The sequence below is a fragment of the Streptomyces sp. NPDC004610 genome, assembly GCF_040609715.1.
Taxonomy (GTDB): domain Bacteria; phylum Actinomycetota; class Actinomycetes; order Streptomycetales; family Streptomycetaceae; genus Streptomyces.
Genome location: NZ_JBEXLA010000032.1, coordinates 42715 through 58184 on the forward strand (window position 1 = coordinate 42715; position 15470 = coordinate 58184).

11 protein-coding genes are annotated in these 15470 nt (G+C 75.5%); 4 read left to right on the forward strand and 7 right to left on the reverse strand.

Annotated elements, in window-relative coordinates:
• Positions 1–139: 139 nt before the first annotated feature.
• Positions 140–2290: a prolyl oligopeptidase family serine peptidase gene (locus tag ABZX40_RS30190; RefSeq protein ID WP_355735675.1), complete on the forward strand. Its 2151-nt coding sequence runs from the start codon at positions 140–142 to the stop codon at positions 2288–2290.
• The gene (locus tag ABZX40_RS30195) at positions 2287–3411 is read left to right on the forward strand and encodes a glycosyltransferase (RefSeq protein WP_355735673.1); all 1125 of its coding nucleotides are present in this window, start codon (positions 2287–2289) and stop codon (positions 3409–3411) included. Before ABZX40_RS30190 ends, ABZX40_RS30195 begins: the two co-directional genes overlap by 4 nt.
• A gap of 476 nt (positions 3412–3887) precedes the next feature.
• Here the strand turns inward: ABZX40_RS30195 and ABZX40_RS30200 are convergent, their stop codons facing one another.
• From ABZX40_RS30200 to ABZX40_RS30225, 6 genes are all read right to left on the reverse strand, one after another.
• Complete coding sequence (locus tag ABZX40_RS30200; RefSeq protein WP_355735670.1) at positions 3888–4490, reverse strand: GAF domain-containing protein; 603 nt, start codon at positions 4488–4490, stop codon at positions 3888–3890.
• Positions 4487–5344, reverse strand: coding sequence for a S8 family serine peptidase (locus tag ABZX40_RS30205; RefSeq protein ID WP_355735667.1), 858 nt, complete (start codon positions 5342–5344; stop codon positions 4487–4489). The genes ABZX40_RS30200 and ABZX40_RS30205 overlap by 4 nt, the downstream gene beginning before the upstream one ends.
• Complete coding sequence (locus tag ABZX40_RS30210) at positions 5341–8766, reverse strand: adenylate/guanylate cyclase domain-containing protein (protein ID WP_355735664.1); 3426 nt, start codon at positions 8764–8766, stop codon at positions 5341–5343. The genes ABZX40_RS30205 and ABZX40_RS30210 overlap by 4 nt, the downstream gene beginning before the upstream one ends.
• Positions 8767–8855: 89 nt before the next feature.
• On the reverse strand, positions 8856–9065 hold the full coding sequence (locus tag ABZX40_RS30215; protein ID WP_355735661.1) for an aroma-sacti cluster domain-containing protein: 210 nt from the start codon (positions 9063–9065) through the stop codon (positions 8856–8858).
• Positions 9062–9763, reverse strand: a complete 702-nt coding sequence (locus ABZX40_RS30220) for an iron-containing redox enzyme family protein (RefSeq protein WP_355735658.1) — start codon at positions 9761–9763, stop codon at positions 9062–9064. The genes ABZX40_RS30215 and ABZX40_RS30220 overlap by 4 nt, the downstream gene beginning before the upstream one ends.
• Entirely contained in the window at positions 9760–10809 is a 1050-nt protein-coding gene (locus ABZX40_RS30225; RefSeq protein WP_355735655.1) for a radical SAM/SPASM domain-containing protein, read from the reverse strand. Before ABZX40_RS30225 ends, ABZX40_RS30220 begins: the two co-directional genes overlap by 4 nt.
• Positions 10810–11553: 744 nt before the next feature.
• Here ABZX40_RS30225 and ABZX40_RS30230 point away from each other — a divergent pair.
• On the forward strand, positions 11554–13506 hold the full coding sequence (locus tag ABZX40_RS30230; RefSeq protein WP_355735652.1) for a BTAD domain-containing putative transcriptional regulator: 1953 nt from the start codon (positions 11554–11556) through the stop codon (positions 13504–13506).
• A gap of 269 nt (positions 13507–13775) precedes the next feature.
• Here the strand turns inward: ABZX40_RS30230 and ABZX40_RS30235 are convergent, their stop codons facing one another.
• Positions 13776–14837, reverse strand: coding sequence for a LuxR C-terminal-related transcriptional regulator (locus ABZX40_RS30235; protein WP_355735649.1), 1062 nt, complete (start codon positions 14835–14837; stop codon positions 13776–13778).
• Positions 14838–15239: 402 nt separating this feature from the next.
• On the opposite strand from ABZX40_RS30235, the gene ABZX40_RS30240 reads away from it, so the two are divergent.
• The gene (locus tag ABZX40_RS30240) at positions 15240–15422 is read left to right on the forward strand and encodes a hypothetical protein (RefSeq protein WP_355735646.1); all 183 of its coding nucleotides are present in this window, start codon (positions 15240–15242) and stop codon (positions 15420–15422) included.
• Positions 15423–15470 lie beyond the last annotated feature (48 nt).

Sequence of the window (15470 nt, forward strand, 5' to 3'; positions counted from 1 at the left end):
GTTGGGCGGCGCCCGGTGACCCGCTGGGCGGCGCCCTCGGGCCCGTAGGCCCACGTCCCGTACGGCTCCCCGTCCTCCCCCGTTCTCCCCCCGACTCCCCGTCCTCGCGGACGCGTCCGTCTCCTGGAGTGAGTGCCGTATGACGATGTCCCCGCCCCGCGATGCCGGGCCGCCCCTCGACGGGCTGCCGTCGGCCCCCCGCAGCGGGCCGGTGGAGAGCATCCACGGTCGGCTGGTGGCGGACCCGTACCGCTGGCTGGAGGACGCGGCGGACCCGGCCACGGTCCGCTGGAGCGAGGCGCAGGATCTGCGCTACGGGCGGGAGCGGGACCGCTGGCCGCACCGGGAGGCGCTGCTGGCGCGGATGACGGAGCTGCTGGCGGGCGGCGGGGCCGCCGTGCCGGTGCCGCGCGGGCGGCGGGAGTTCCATCTGCGCCGGGAGCCGGGGCAGGACCTCGCGGTGCTCGCCGTGCGGGAGGGCGGCCGGGTCAGGGTGCTGCTCGACCCGGGGGCGGACGACCCGTCCGGGGGGACGGTCATCGACGCGTTCGCACCGTCGTGGGAGGGCGATCTGGTCGCCGTACAGGTGTCGTACGGGGGGACCGAGCAGTCCCTGCTGCGGGTCCTCGACGCGGTGACCGGCGAGGTCGTGGACGGCCCGGTGGACCGGGTGCGGCGCTCGCCGGTGGCGTGGCTGCCCGGCGGCCGGAGCTTCTACTACGTCCGCAGACTGCCCGAGGGCCGGCACCGGCGGGTGTATCTGCACCGGGTCGGCGCCCCGGCGGACACGGACGCGGAGATCTTCGGCGCCGGACGGCCGCAGACCCAGTACTACACGGTGGCGACCGCCCGGGACGGCGGGCTGCTGGTCGTCGGTGCCAGCGACGGCACCGCGCCGCGCACCGACCTGTGGACCGCCGACCTCACCACGGAGCCGGTCCGGCTGCGCCCCTTCCAGCAGGATGCCGACGCCCGCACGGTGCCACGGCTGCGGCCGGGCGGCGGGCCGCTGCTGCTCAGGACGACCGCGGGTGCCGAGCGCGGCCGGATCGCCGCCGCCCCGCGCGACGGCGCCACCGCCTCCCCGGACCGGTGGCGGACACTGGTCGCCGAGCAGCCGGACACCGTGCTGGAGGACTTCGCGATCCTGGACGGCCCGGCACTGCCGCGTCCGCTGCTGCTGACCGTGCGGACCCGGCACGCGGTCGCCGAGGTCTCCCTGCACGACGCCGGGACCGGCAACCCGGCGGGACGGGTGCCGCTGCCCGGTCAGGGCACGGTGACCGGTCTGACGGTACGTCCGGAGCCCGGTCACGAGGCATGGTTCGCCTACACCGACCACCTCACCCGCACCGTCGTCCTGCACTACGACGCGGTCACCGGCCGTCTCGGCACCTGGCCGGGCGGGCCGCCCGCCGTGTCGTACGCCGAGGGCGTGACCGTCACCCAGGAGGTGCTGCGGTCGCGGGACGGCACCGAGGTGCGCATGTTCGTGATGTCCCCCACGGGCCGCGCGGACCGGCCCCGTCCCGCTGTGCTCACCGGGTACGGCGGTTTCGGCGCGTCGATGACCCCCGGGTTCACCCCGCAGGCGGTGCCGTGGGTGCGGGCGGGCGGCGTCTACGCGGTGGCCTGTGTGCGCGGCGGCGGGGAGGAGGGCGCGGCATGGCACCGGGCCGGGCGCCGGGAGCACAAGCCCAACACCTTCGACGACTTCGACGCCGCGGCCGACCAGTTGCTCGCCGGGGGATGGACCGGGCCCGGTCTGCTCGGTGTCCTCGGCAGTTCCAACGGCGGGCTGCTGGCCGGTGCCGCGCTGACCCGGCGGCCGGGGACCTACGCGGCGGTGGTGTGCGCCGCGCCGCTGCTGGACATGGTGCGCTACGAGCGGTCGGGGATGGGGCCGAGCTGGCGCGACGAGTACGGCAGCGCGGACGATCCCGCCGAGTTCGCGCGGCTGCTGGCGTACTCCCCCTACCACCGGGTGCGTGCGGGGGTGCGCTACCCGGCCGTGCTGCTGGCCGTGTTCGACGGCGACTCGCGGGTGGATCCGGCGCACGCCCGGAAGATGTGCGCGGCCCTCCAGTGGGCCGATCCCGGCGGCGGGCCGGTGGTGCTGCGCACCGAGCGCGGCGTGGGCCACGGCACCCGGGGGGTGTCGCGCAGCGCGGGCCTGTACGCGGACGTCATGGCGTTCTTCGGCCACCATCTGGGGCTCGATCTGGGGCTGGATCTAGGGCTGGATCTAGGGCCAGATCTGGGGCTCGATCTGAGGAGCGGCCCGGCATGAACGTGCTGTTGTGCCCGCTGAGCGACCCGGGGTACCTGTATCCGGCCCTGGCGCTCGGCCGGGAGCTGCGCCGCCGCGCCCACCGGATCGATGTCCTCGCGGGGGCGAGGGCGGCGGCGGTGGTCAGGGAGGCGGGTCTGGCGATGTCGGCCGTCCCGGACGCGACCGCGCTGTCGGTGGGCCACTGGACGGTACGCGGTCTTGAGCAGTACACCCTGGTGGGGCGGGAGATCCGGCGGCTGCGGCCCGACGTCCTGGTGACGTCCGTACTGTGCCACGGGGCGCTGCTGGCCGCGGAGGCGGCGGATCTGCCGGTGGTGGTGCTCGGGCTGACGGCCCATCTGTGGCCGTACCGCGCCGGGGCGGTCCCGGCCGACGCGCACGACCGGTCGTGGCGGCTGGCCGGCACGCTGGAGCACTACGAGGCGCTGCGCGACGCCGCCGGACTGCCGCCCCGGCGCGACCGGTTCCCCGACGCGCCGCTGCTGGGCACAGCGTTCCTGCTGCGCGGGCATCCCGTCCTGGAGGTACCGGACACCGAACTGCCCGCGCCGGTACGGCATGTGGGCCCTTGCTGGTGGGAGCCCGAGCCGGAGCCCGGCGCCGTGCCGGTGCCGCCGGGCGGGGGGCCGCTGGTGTACGTGCATCTCGGCCGTACCTTCGGCGGCGGCAGCCTGTGGCCCCGGCTGAACACCGCGTTCGCCGGGGGCGGGCACCGGGCCGTGGTGGAGCTGGGCCGGTCGGGTCCGTCCGAGGCCGCCCCGGGCGCCGACATGGTGACCGGACGCCGTCCATGGATGGCGCCGCTGGTCGAACGGGCGGACCTGGTGCTCACCAATGCGACGTCCGCTCCCGTGCTGGGCGCGCTCCTGCACGGCAAGCCGCTGCTGGTCGCCCCGAACGGCTCCGAGCAGCAGGTGCTGGCCGCGGCGTGTCTGCGGGCCGGTGTCGCCCGGCGTCTCCCGGCGCCGGGGGCTCCCGCCGCCGTGCTGCGGGCCGCCGTCGGCGACGCCGCCCGGGACCCGGGGCTGCGGGCCCGCGCGGTGGAGGTGGGCGGTCTGCTGGCGGGGAGCAAGAGCGAGAGCCGTGCCGCTGACGCGGTGGAGGTGGCGGCACGCTGATTCGTTGGTGGTGGGTTGGGGGGTGGGTGGGTTTGTGGGAGGGGGTGGGTTTCGTGGGGTGGGCCGGTGGTGCGATGGCTTGCTGTCAGCAGCCCCGGGAGGAGGTGGGTTCGGGGGGTGGGTTTGTGGGAGGGGGTGAGTTTCGTGGGGTTGGCCGGTGAGGCGCTGGCTTGCTGTCGGCAGCCCCGGGAGGAGGTGGGTTCGGGGGGGTCGTGGAGTCGGCCGGAGGTGCGATGGCTTGCTGTCGGCAGCCCCTGGGGCAGGTGGGGGTTCGCGCCAGCCGTAGCGCCAGGTCCAGCCGCGTGGCGGCGGCTCCGCGTCGGGCAGGACATCGTCGCGAGGCCGCGGCACGCCCCCGTCCCGCCGCGTTCCCCGGGGCGGGGCGTGCCCGTCGCGCAGGGCGTTCCGCCTCTCCGGCGGCCCCTCCCGCCGGTCGGGAGGTGAGGGTGCCGCCGGGGTACTCCGACCCCGCGTCTTCAACTCGCGGGCGGTGTCTCCGCGTCGAGCAGGACATCCCGCAGCGCGGCGACCAGTTCCAGGCTCCGGGCGCGGACCGCCGCCGACGGCTCTTCCCGGCGCCGTTCGGTGACGACGGCGAGCGCGGCGGCGGCCTGGCGGGCGAAGAGCGCGAGCAGATCGAGTTCGGACAGGCTGGAGCGGGACTGCGCCACGGGGTCGAGGACCTCCAGCACCCCCAGGACCCGGTCGCGGTGCGCCAGGGGGGCCGCCATGAGCGCGTCCGGCACATAGCCCGTGGACTCGGCGACATCCCGGGCGAACATGCCCTGCTCCCTCAGATCGTCCGCGACCATCGGCTCGCCGGAGACCAGCACCCAGCCCGCGAGCCCCCGCCCCGCCGGGAACCGGGACCCCACGAGGGACTCCTCGCCCTCGCCCGACACGGCCTGGAAGACCAGTTCACCGGCGTCCTGGTCGTGGAGCAGCACGGAACTCGCCGCGGCGCCGAAGATGGCGCGAGCCGTCTCCACGACGGACTGGAGCAGATCGTGCTCGGCGCTGCCGGCCCGCGTCGCGGGGCCCGTGGCCGTGCCGGGGACGAGGCCGTGGGACTGGGTCATGATGCACCTCGGGTTCCTGTGGCGCCGATACGGACGTTCGCGGCGGAGAGATAGAGCGCGTGCTTGATCTGGAACGGGGTGAGTCTGGGGCGGCTGCCGAGCAGCCGGGCGCACAGCCCGCTGACGAAGGGCGTGGCGAAGCTGTTGCCGGTGGTTCTGATGGTCCTGCCGCCCACCCAGGCCACCTGGACGTTCTGCCCGGGGGCGAAGAACTCCACGGGCGGCTCGGGGTTGTAGAGGAACAGGGCGGGGTCGTCCTCGCGGTGGCTGCCGACGGAGATGACCGACGAGAACCGCCACGGGAAGCTCTCCACGGGCGTGTTGTGCGCCGACGCCACCAGGGTGGTCCCGGTGAAGAACGCCTGGTCGGCCAGGGCGCGCAGGGCGTCGAGGAACTGCGGGCGGGTGGTGGACAGGCTGAGGTTGACCACGTCGAAGCCCTGGTCGACGGCCCAGCGCAGCCCGGTGAGCAGGGCGTCGCCGGTTCCGGTGAAGCCCTCCCCCAGCACCCGCACGCTGTAGAGGGCGCAGCCCGGTGCGACGCGCCGGACGATCCCGGCGCAGGCCGTGCCGTGTCCGCATCCGTCGCCGGTGCCGTCGGACGGCGGGCCGCTGTCGACGACCTGCGGGGTGCCGTCGGGTCCGGGCGCCACTTCGAAGGAGCCCTGGACGGCGCCCACCAGGGGGTGTCCGTGCTCGACTCCGGTGTCGACCACGCAGACCCGGACGCCGGTGCCGTCCGACCACGCCCAGGGGTCGGTGGGCAGGTCCGGCACGGTGTCGGCGTCCAGTACGAGGTCTTCGGGGGTGCGGTCGCGCAGACTCCAGGTGAGTCCCGCCGTCGCGCCTTTCATACGGCCCTGCCTTCCCGCCCGGCCGGGCGTCGCGTGGTCCGGGCGGCGGACGCACTGTCGTCGTCGCCGCCGGACAGGGCCTTCCGGTCGGCGGTTGCGGTGGCTTCTTCGGCGGGCCCGGGTCCGGTGGCGTCACCGACGCCGGTGCCGTCGCCGGGCCCGGCGAAAGGGCCGGATCCGGCAGAGAGTCCCACGGCCCCACCGGCGTCGCCGGATCCGGCAGAGGGCTTCACGGCCCCACCATCGTCACCACCGTCACCGGACGCGGGCGAAAGCCACACGCCCCCACCACCGTCACCGGACCCGGCCATGCGGCTCGCGGACTCCGACTCCTCGGCGAACCGGGCCGCGCGGTCCCTGCCCGGCCGGTGGCCCTTGGTGGTGAACAGCCGCTGGGCCGCCCGCGCCCGGCGGGCCGCCTCGCCGGGCAGGCCGAGCGTGCGCAGCACCTCGGCGAGGTCGAGGGCGGCGGTGCCTCGGACGAGGGGGGAGTCGGTGTCACCGGCGGCGGTGGTGGCCCGGTCGGCGCAGTCGCGGGCGGTGTCCGGCCGTCCGGTCAGGGCGTGGGCCCTGGCCCGCAGGCCGTACGCGTCGGCCGACTCGGCCGGTCCCAGGCCGGCGCCCCGGGGGTCGGGCAGGGCGAGCGCGCCGGACGGATCTCCGCCGTCCAGCAGCAGCCGGGCCCTTTCGCGGGCGATGCCGGGCAGTGCTCCGGTGACGCCGAGTGCGCGGCCCGCGCGTGCGGCCTCGTCCAGGAGCGCGAGGGCGCGGTCGGGTGCCTCGGTGAGGGCGGCGACCTCGGCGGCGAACAGCGGGACGAACAGGGCGCTCTCCGCGTAGCCGAGGCTCCGGGCGAGCCGTCCGGCCTCGTCCAGCCGTTCGCGGGCCTCGGCGTCCCGGCCGTGCAGGGCGAGCAGCACGGCCAGCGGGCAGCCGAGGGTGGCCCGGACGGTGGGCCGTCCGGCTCCGTGCGCGGTGAGCAGTTCCTCGCAGCGGTCGAGGGCCTCGTCCACGGGGGTGGGTCCCCGCCACAGGGTGATGCCCATCGCGCCGAGCGCGAGGGCCCGTTCCGGTTCGGCCCCGGCCCGGTCGGCGTGGCGCAGGGCACGCCCCAGGAGTGTCCCGGCCTCGCCGTGCCTACCGCGCCGCTGGCGGTCCTGGGCGATCCGGACGCAGGCGCGGGCGATGCCCTGGTCGTCGTCCGCCGCCGTGAACAGCGGGAGGGCGGTCTCGGCGACCTCGGCGGCACGGCCGTGCCGGGGGTCGAGGGCGGTCAGGGCGAGTTGGGCGTGGGCGGCGGCGAGGTCGTCGCCCCGGTGGGCCGCGCTGTCGCGGGCACCGGCGAGGAGTTCCCGGCCGCGCTGCGGTTCGCCGCGGGCGACCTTGGTCTCGCCGAGGCGGCGGGCGGCCTCGACGGCGGTGGGCTCGCCGGGTGCGGCGAGGGCGAGGGCCTGGGTGAGGAGGTCGTCGGCCCAGGGCAGGTCGGAGCGGGCGAGGGCGGCGGTTCCGGCCCGGGTGAGGAGGAGGGCGGCGCGGGCGCGCAGCGCGTCGTCGTCCTCGTCGCGCAGGCCGAGTTCCGTGAGGAGGCGGTGGGCCCGTGCGAGGTGGGTGCCGACCGCGGCGTCGCCCGCCGCGTGCCGGGCGAGGACCTCGGCGGCCCGGCGGTGGCGCCGGGCGCGGACCTTCTTCGCCATTCCCTGGTAGGCGATCTCCTGCACCAGGGCGCTGCCGAACCGGAACACGGTGCTCGCGGTGAGGGTACGGCCCCCGGCCTCGATGAGGCGTCGCCGCGCGAGCCCGCGCAGCAGCCCGGCCGCGGCTGCCGTACCGTCCGCGATCGGTGTATGGTCCGCCGTCGCCGTACCGTCCGTGGTTGTCGCGGAGCTCCCCGGTGGCGGGTCGGCGGGGTCGCGGGCAGCGGCCAGTCCGGCGAGGTCTGCGCGGTGGAACTCGCGTCCCAGGACCGCGGCGAGTTGCAGCAGGGTCCGCTCCTCGGCGGGCAGTGCGTCGATGCGGGCGCCGAGCAGGGCGTGCACGGTGGGTGGCAGTGCGTCGCCCTCGGCGGCCATCGCGGCCATCGCGGTCAGGTGCTCCAGGAAGAGCGGATTTCCCTCCGCCCGCTCCAGCACGCCGTCCAGGACGTCCTGCCGGTGGGCGGTGACCTCGACCAGTCCCCCGGCCAGCGCCGTCGCCTCCGCCCGGGAGAGGGGTGCCAGCGTCAGCGACGCGGACCGCATGCGTCCGCTGCCCCAGCCGGGCCGGGTCTCCAGCAGTTCGGGGCGGGCGGCGCACACCAGGGCGACGGGTGAGCGGTCGAGTTCGTCCAGCAGCCGGGCGGTCAGGTCGAGCAGCGGCTCGGCCGCCCAGTGGCAGTCGTCCAGGACGAGGACGAGGGGCCGCTCACGGGACAGCCCGTCCAGGAGTGCGGCCAGGGCCATGACGGTGTCGTCCACCGAGGGGCTGGGGGTGCCGTCGCGGAGCAGGCCCGCCCGCAGCAGGCGCAGCGCCTGGCGTGCCTCGGTCCGCTCGGGCTCCGGCAGCGCGTCGAGCCCGGCGTCCTCCCCGACGGCGGCCAGGAGATGGCGTACGGCCTCGGCGAGCGCGGCGAGGGTACCGCTCTCGCCGTAGGGGCGGCATCGGCCCTCGCCGTAGGCCGGGCAGTCCCGCAGCCATTCGCGCAGCAGGCGGGTCTTGCCGAGTCCGGCCTCGCCGTAGACCGTGACCAGGTGCGAGGCGGGGTCGGCGGCCAGTTTGCGCAGCAGGAGGCGGAGTTCGGCGAGTTCCGGGCCGCGTCCGATGAAGGGGGTGTCGAAGCGGCGTACCCGTTCGGGGTCGTCCTCGTGCAGGGTGAGCAGGCGGTGCGCGGGCAGGGGTGTCCGGACGCCCTTGAGGGAGAGGGCCCCGGCGGGTTCGGTGACGGCGGAGGGGCCGGCGGCGTCCACTGTCGCCGGTCCGGCGAGGATCTCTCCGGCGCCCGCGTGCTGCTCCAGCCGGGCGGCGATGTTGACGACCTCGCCGGAGACCAGGGTCTGGCGGGCGGCCGGGTCGACGGAGGCCACGACCTCGCCGGTGTTCACCCCGATACGGACGGCCAGCCGGACCCCGTGCCGCTGTTCCAGATCGGCGTTGAGGCCGTCGAGGGCGGTGATCATCCCGTGGGCGGCGGCCAGGGCGCGGCGGGCGTCGTCCTCGTGGCGGGCGGGGATGCCGAAGACGGCCATCACGGCGTCGCCGATGAACTTCTCCACCGTGCCGCCGTGCTCCTCGATACGGGCCCGCATCAGGGCGAAGTAGCGCAGGGTGACGGTGCGCAGGGTCTCCGGGTCGAGTCTGCCGGACAGGGCGGTGGAGCCGACCAGGTCGCAGAAGAGGACGGTGACGACGCGGCGCTCCTCGGCCGCCGCGGTGTCGGCGGCGGGCACGCAGGCGGTGCCGCACCGGGGGCAGAAGGCCGAGCCGTCCGGGGGCGGGTCCGGGCACCGGGGGCACCTCACCGGGGCGGGGACGGACATCAGAACAGCGCTCCGCCCGCGATCTCGCTGTGCGCCTGCACCTCCGGCTCGGCGGCGTCCAGCCGCTCCTTCAGCCCGAGCAGCAGGGTCAGCTCCTCCGGGTCGAGGGCGTGGAGCACCTCCCGCTGCTCGGGGGACAGGCTGTGCAGCGGGAACCCGGCGTCCTCCAGCGCGCGGAGGGGGTCGTGGGGGTGCGGGCGGTCATTCATCGGGGCTCTCCTGACGGGCTGTCCGGTGCGGCGGGTGCCTCGGCGATGCGGTCGAACAGTGCGGCGAGGGCGGCGACCGTGTAGAGGGCGCTGACGGAGACCGCCGAGCGCTGTGCCTCGTCCAGCGGCAGTCCGCCCAGCAGCCGGTCGAGGTCGTCGCGGTGCCCGCCGTCGAGACCGGCGTGCAGGCGTACGGTGTCGAAGGCGGTCCGCGGCAGTCCGGTCTCCCGCGCCAGCCGGTCGGCGAGCCCCGGCGCGGGGGCGTTGCCCTCCAGTACGGCGATGTATCCGAGCAGGGCCACCGGATGACCGTGCTCGATCCAGTAGTACTGGGCGCCCACCAGCGCGGCGACATGCGCCGGGGGGCCGGGGCCGGTCAGTTCGCCCGGCGCCATCCCGGTCACCGCGGCGTCGGCGAGGAGCCAGTCGTCGTGGCCGCGTTCCTCCTCGGCGTGGGCGCGCAGATAGCGGGCGAGGGGCGACGCCACGGGGTCCGGGGGCAGCGCCTCGCAGCGTTCGGCGGCGCGTTCCATCAGCGGGACGGAGGCCCGGATCACCTGGTGCATGGTGCGCAGATAGCGCCGGTAGCGGTCGCCCAGTCCGGCGTCCGAGCGCCATATGCCGGCCGCGGCGGTCCGCAGCACGGGCTGGACGAGGGACAGTTCGAGGCGCAGGCCGGTGGCGGCCGAGGGCGTCATGCGCGGGTCTCCGTCCCGGCGTCGGGTGGCTCGCCGAGGAGCACCAGGGGCGCGTACCGCTCGCTCCCGTAGCGCTTGACGAGTGCCTCGGGTCCGGCCTCCCGCTGGAGGCGGGCCGCGAGCGCGTCGACGGCCCCGGCGGCGGGGCGTGCGCCGCCGCGCCGGGCGGCTTCCAGCGCGGCGGGCCGCCGGGCGAGGTCACGGCAGCGGGCGCAGGAACCGACTCCGGCGGTACGGACGGTGCGCAGTACGGGCGAGTCCTGGCAGCGGCGCCGTATCCGCGGCCAGTCGTCCTCGGCGATGTGTCCCAGCCGCAGATGGTCCGGGACCGGGCGGGCGTCCACCACGCGCTGGTTGCAGCAGGCCACCACCGTCCCGTCGAAGGCGACGACCGGCCAGGCGGCCATCGGGCAGGGTGCGGGGCGCTCGTCCGGCGGCCCGGCGGTCCGCGCGTGGGCCCAGCCGGCCGCGCGGCCCACCGGGCGGACATGGTTGACGAGCATCGCCGCCCGGTCGCGGAATTCGGTCCGGATGGCCCCGGTGACGTCCGCGACATAAGGATCGTCGGGCGTGTCACCCACGACGTGGAAGCTCACGTCGATTCCGCTGTCCATGATGCGGTGCACGGCGCGGAACGTGGCGGCGCGTGGGACCTCCCGTTCGTGGAAGGCGTCGATGCTCGCCGAGAAGTGGTCGACGTCGCGCAGCGCGCGCATGATCTGGCGGGGCACTTCTCCCCCTCTGGCGAAGAACATGCCGCTCAGCACCGATACCCGGGTTCCGGCCGTGCGGGCGAGGCCGGCCAGTTCACCGACCAGGGCGGGCCGTAGCAGGGGTTCGCCGCCGGTGAGCATGAGGACCTCGGGACGGTCCCGCGCCGTGAAGCCGCCGACGAAGCCGCGCAGCGCCCGAGCCGGGACGTCCTCGCCGCGCGGTCCCGAGGAGGTGGAGCAGTGGGCGCAGCTGAGGGGGCAGCGTCTGGTGAGGGTGACGAACAGTCCGGCGGCCGGTACCGGCCGCAGCCCGATGATCTCGGCAAGCCTCATCCGGTCACCTCCGCCGCTCCCCTGGACATGCGGTGCCAGCGTGCCGCGCGGGGGTTCGGGAGCGGTTGGGGGGCGGTTGGGGGTGGGTTGGGGAATGGTAGGTGGGCTGCCCTCGCGGGGGGGGCCGGGGGGAGGCGGATCGGTCGGGGCGCTGGCCTCCCCGGGCGCCGGACCGGTAGGTGGGCTGCGCTGTCCTCTTGGGGGCGCCGGATCAGTCGGAGCGATGCGCCTTTGGAGGCGCGGGATCGGCCGGAGGGCTGCCCTCCTGGGGGCACGGGATCGGCCGGAGAGCTGCCCTCCTGGGGGCGCCGGATCAGTCGGCACGCTGCCCTCCTGAGGGCGCCGGATCGACCGGAGGGGGATGCCTTCCTCGGGGCGCCGGATCGGCCGGGGCGGGCCGTACGGCTTCGCCGGGCCGCACCCCCTCCGCACCCGGGAGCCTTCACCCTCCCCGGGGGCATTCGCCACCGGCATACCGTTAGCTCACCTTCACCCATCTCTGCGGCTTTTCTCCCGGCGGGTGCGTTGCTGCATGCATCTTGATCCATCCACGCGGCCATGGCCCCGCCCCTCGCGGCTGGGCATGCTGAGCGAACTCAAAGGAATTCCGCGCGGAATCCCCTCTGGATTTCAAGAAAGCTCGCAGATTCTCCCCGACCCCCCTCACGGAGGCTCTCGTGCACAGAATTCCCGCCCTTTCCCCGAACTCCGACGACACGGGCTGGGGAAAGGGCTGAAGGAAGAATGTCCGACACTCTGACCGAGAGATCCGCGCAAGGATTTCCAGCGAATCCGAACGGCACGGAGGAAAGACGCGCCGCCGCCGAACCGCTGCGCCTCTCCCTCCTCGGCCCGATGCAAGCCCACCGCGACGGTCTGCCGCTGGCTCTCGGCCCGCTGAAGCAGCGGCTCGTCCTCGCCGCGCTGCTCACCCGTCCCAACGCACCGGTGTCCTTCGCCGAACTGACCGACGCCGTCTGGCCGGACGCCCCGCCGAGGACCGCCCGCAAGAACCTCCAGGTCTACGTCTCGGCTCTGCGACGCGTGCTCGACCCCGGTGATCCCGGCAGGCTGCACCACGGCCCCGGTGGCTACGTCCTGCACCTCACCTCGGCCGAGTGCGACACCCTGCGCTTCGAGGAGCTCGCCCGCGCCGGCGACACCGAGTCACGCGGCGGCGCCCCGAGCCGCGCCGCCCGGCTGTACCGACAGGCGCTCGACCTGTGGCGGCACGACCCGCTCAGCGACCTCGCCGCCGATGCCGGAATGCTGCGCGCCGCCGTCGACCGGCTGCACACCCGGCGGCTGACGGTGTACGAGGCGTGGGCGGAGGCCCAGTTGGAGTCGGGCGAACCGGCACCGGTGGCCGACACGGTCGGCGAGATGGTGAGCCGGCATCCGCTGCGCGAACGGCTGCGTGCCGCCCAGCTCACCGCGCTGCACCGGGTGGGCCGCAGATCGGAGGCGCTGGCCGTCTACGACGACTGCCGCCAGCAGCTCTCCCGCGAGCTGGGCATGGAACCCGGCGCGGCCCTCCAGCGCCTGTACCGCTCCCTGCTGGACGAGGTGACACCAGCTCGGACGGCCCGACGCCCCGCGGCGACGCGCCTGCTCCCGCCGGACCTGGCCGACTTCACCGGACGCGCGCGGGAACGGGACGCCCTCGGGTCCCGGCTCGCCCAGGAGGGCGGCCCACCGGTGCTCCTCAGCGGCCCCGCCGGGTCCGGCAAGACAGCACTCGCCGTGCACCTCGCCCACCGGTACGCCGCGCGCCACCCCGACGGAGTGGTCCTCACCCGGCTGCGCGCCGAGGACGGCTCCCCCCGCCCCTGGTCGTCGGTGCTGGCGGAACTGGCCCGCTCCCTGGGCTGCGGCGAGCGGCTCCCCGCCGACCGGGAGGAGGCCGCCGCCGTCTGGCGCTCCTGGCTGTCGGGACGCCGGGTCCTGCTGCTCCTGGACGACGCCACCGACGCGGCAACCCTGGGCCCGCTGCTACCGCCCGCGGGCCCCGCCGCCGTCCTGGTGACCTCCCGCAGCCGCCTGTCCTGGCTGGATCCGGCGCACCGCACCGAACTCCCGCCGCTGTCGCCCGAGGAGGCCCTGCGTCTGCTGGGCGCCATCATCGGGCCGGGCCGGGTCGCGGTGGACCGCTCCGCGGCCCTGCGCGTCGCCGCCGCGACCGGATCACTGCCGTTCGCGCTGCGCGCGGCCGGGAACCGGCTGTCGGTGCTGCGTCACATGCCGCTCGGCCAGTACGCGGACCGGCTCGAAGACCCCGGTCAGGCGCTGGACGAACTCGCCTCCGGCGGTCACGGGGTGCGTACCCGCCTGCGCGACACCTGGACCCGGCTCCCCTCCCCCGCCCGCACCGCCCTGCGCGGCCTGGCGACGCTGCCGGACCCGTCGTTCGGCCTCGCCGATGCCGCCCGCGCGCTGGGCGTGGGCCACCGCGACGCCCAGCGGGCCGTGGAGCATCTCATCGACACAGGCGTCCTGGCCCCGCCGCTCCCACCCCCCTCGCCGCTTTCGTCGCCCTCGTCGCCCTCGTCGCCCTCACCCGAGGTGACGGCCCACAGCGCGGCCGACGAGGAGACCACACGCTACGAACTCCCCTGGCTGACCCTGCTGTTCGCCCGCGAGCAGCAGGCGGGGCGGACAGTGCGGCGGCCGTCGTCCGTAACGGAGCCGCCGTGCTGAGGCCTCCGGCCGAGGTCCCGTCGTCTCCCCGGAGGGCGGCGGCAGCACGGGCAGCGGCCCGCGATCGCGCTGGGCGGGCTGGGCGGGCTGGGCGGGCTGGGGGGAGGCTCGGGTACTGGGGGTACTCGGGGCGGTGCCAGGTGCGGCGGGAGTCCGTCCCGGAGACCGCCCGGCAGTTGAGGTCCTCGCCCTACTCCCAGACAACCCCCTCCGCACCGGACAGCACCCGGCAGGCGCGACCGTCACCCCACTCCCCGGCAGCCCATCCCTCAGGTCCCGCCGGAGACGGGCGCGGCCGGTCCGGAGGACTGGACCCGGGCCAGATACCCGGCCTGAAAGCGGCTGGCCGCGCCCAGTTGCTCCATGATCTCGGCGATGTGCTTGCGGCACGTCCGCAGCGACATGCCCAGCCGCCGGGCCACCATCTCGTCCTTCATTCCCTCCGCGAGCAGCCGCACGATGGCCTGCTTGACCTCCTCACGGGCCGAACTCTCCGTCCAGGCGGGCTGGTAGGGCTCGGCGAGCGACCAGGCGTGGTCGAACGCCGCGCACAGATACGCCACCGTGGACGGCTCGTGGATGACGATGGCCGCGTCGGGGTCGCCCTGGTGCGGGATGAACACGGTCTCCGCGTCGAAGGCGATCATCCGCCCGAACAGTTCGCTCAATGTCCGGATCTCGGCGCCCTCGCCGGTCATACGCCGGGCGTACTCCTGCGTGGGCAGGTGATAGCGGGCGGTGTGCTGGTACAGCGTGCGCATCCGCACCCCCCGGCGCAGCATGTCCCGGTCACGGACGTACGCCTGCTCCAGCAGACTCGGGGACCGTCCCCCGCCCGGGTGACACGTGCGCACATCGTGGCGGCAGTGGACCGTCGCGTCGGTGATCATTCCGACGACGGTGTCCAGATCCGTCACCTCGGTGAGCGGGAGACGTCCCTGCCGACGGCGCTGCGCCTCGGTGTAGAACGGCGTCAGGAGCGCGAGTTCACCGCGCAGTTGCTCGATCTCGGCGAGCTGGCGGCGCAGCCCCGCCTCGGTCGGCGCGACCAGGGCGGCGATGGCGGCTTCCGGCGCCACGGCGACGATGAGATCGGGGTCCTCGGGCAGCGGCCGGACCAGCAGCAGTTCGGTCAGCCGGGCCAGCGCCGCCGCCGTCCGCTGCTCGGGGAGGTCCAGGATGGCGCCCAGGGTCCGCGCGTCGCAGGGGCCCCGGTCGCTCACCCAGCGGAACAGCCGTACGGCTTCCTCCGACAGCCGGGTCACCGGCACGGTCCGCCCCGGCGTCCCCTGGGCTCCCAGCAGTTGGCCGCCCTCACCCGTGCCGCCCACCCGGCTCCCCCCATCACCTGGATGACCCCGCCCGCACCCGGACGCTCGTGCATTGTGCAGTCACATGCCGGAGATGCCCAGCCCGCCTCGGACGGGAGATCGATTTTCGGCATGGGTGATGTACGGGGCCGGGGAGGGGGCCGGGGACAAGTGGCCGACCGCATCGGCGGCCCGCCGCTCCCCATCAGGGCCGGGCGCCGGGCGATGCGAGCCGGGTCGATGACGCGGCAGGCCGCCACGCACCGCTCCCGCCGTCACCCGGGCGCCGCCCTCGTGGTCCGCGGTCTCCGGCCCACTGTCCGGCGCCTCGCCCGCCCGTCCAGGTCGTCGGCGACAGCGACGGCCACCGTCCGTCAGCCACAGCCGGTCGTTCGGACCGGCGCTCACATGCGGGGAATCATCATGAAACGGGTCATGGGTCCGCTCGCCCGGCTGGTCGCGATCGGCAGGTCGGTGCTTGCCGGCTCGCGCCGCACCGACGTCCACGCGCGCCGGGCACGCGAGGCCCTCAACCGCCCGCCGGGCCCGATCCGGCCACCGCTGGACACCGACGACGCCCCACCGCCACCGGCACCGCGATGGTGAGACATCCCGGCGTCCGTGAACCGTTGGACGTCGTCGCCCTCGTAGGAA

Bases quoted from the DNA above. Each gene is read 5' to 3' on its own strand.
- ABZX40_RS30190 (WP_355735675.1), top strand. From the start codon at position 140: ATGACGATGTCCCCGCCCCGCGATGCCGGGCCGCCCCTCGACGGGCTG.
- ABZX40_RS30195 (WP_355735673.1), top strand. From the start codon at position 2,287: ATGAACGTGCTGTTGTGCCCGCTGAGCGACCCGGGGTACCTGTATCCG.
- ABZX40_RS30200 (WP_355735670.1), bottom strand. From the start codon at position 4,490: ATGACCCAGTCCCACGGCCTCGTCCCCGGCACGGCCACGGGCCCCGCG.
- ABZX40_RS30205 (WP_355735667.1), bottom strand. From the start codon at position 5,344: ATGAAAGGCGCGACGGCGGGACTCACCTGGAGTCTGCGCGACCGCACC.
- ABZX40_RS30215 (WP_355735661.1), bottom strand. From the start codon at position 9,065: ATGAATGACCGCCCGCACCCCCACGACCCCCTCCGCGCGCTGGAGGAC.
- ABZX40_RS30220 (WP_355735658.1), bottom strand. From the start codon at position 9,763: ATGACGCCCTCGGCCGCCACCGGCCTGCGCCTCGAACTGTCCCTCGTC.
- ABZX40_RS30225 (WP_355735655.1), bottom strand. From the start codon at position 10,809: ATGAGGCTTGCCGAGATCATCGGGCTGCGGCCGGTACCGGCCGCCGGA.
- ABZX40_RS30230 (WP_355735652.1), top strand. From the start codon at position 11,554: ATGTCCGACACTCTGACCGAGAGATCCGCGCAAGGATTTCCAGCGAAT.
- ABZX40_RS30240 (WP_355735646.1), top strand. From the start codon at position 15,240: ATGAAACGGGTCATGGGTCCGCTCGCCCGGCTGGTCGCGATCGGCAGG.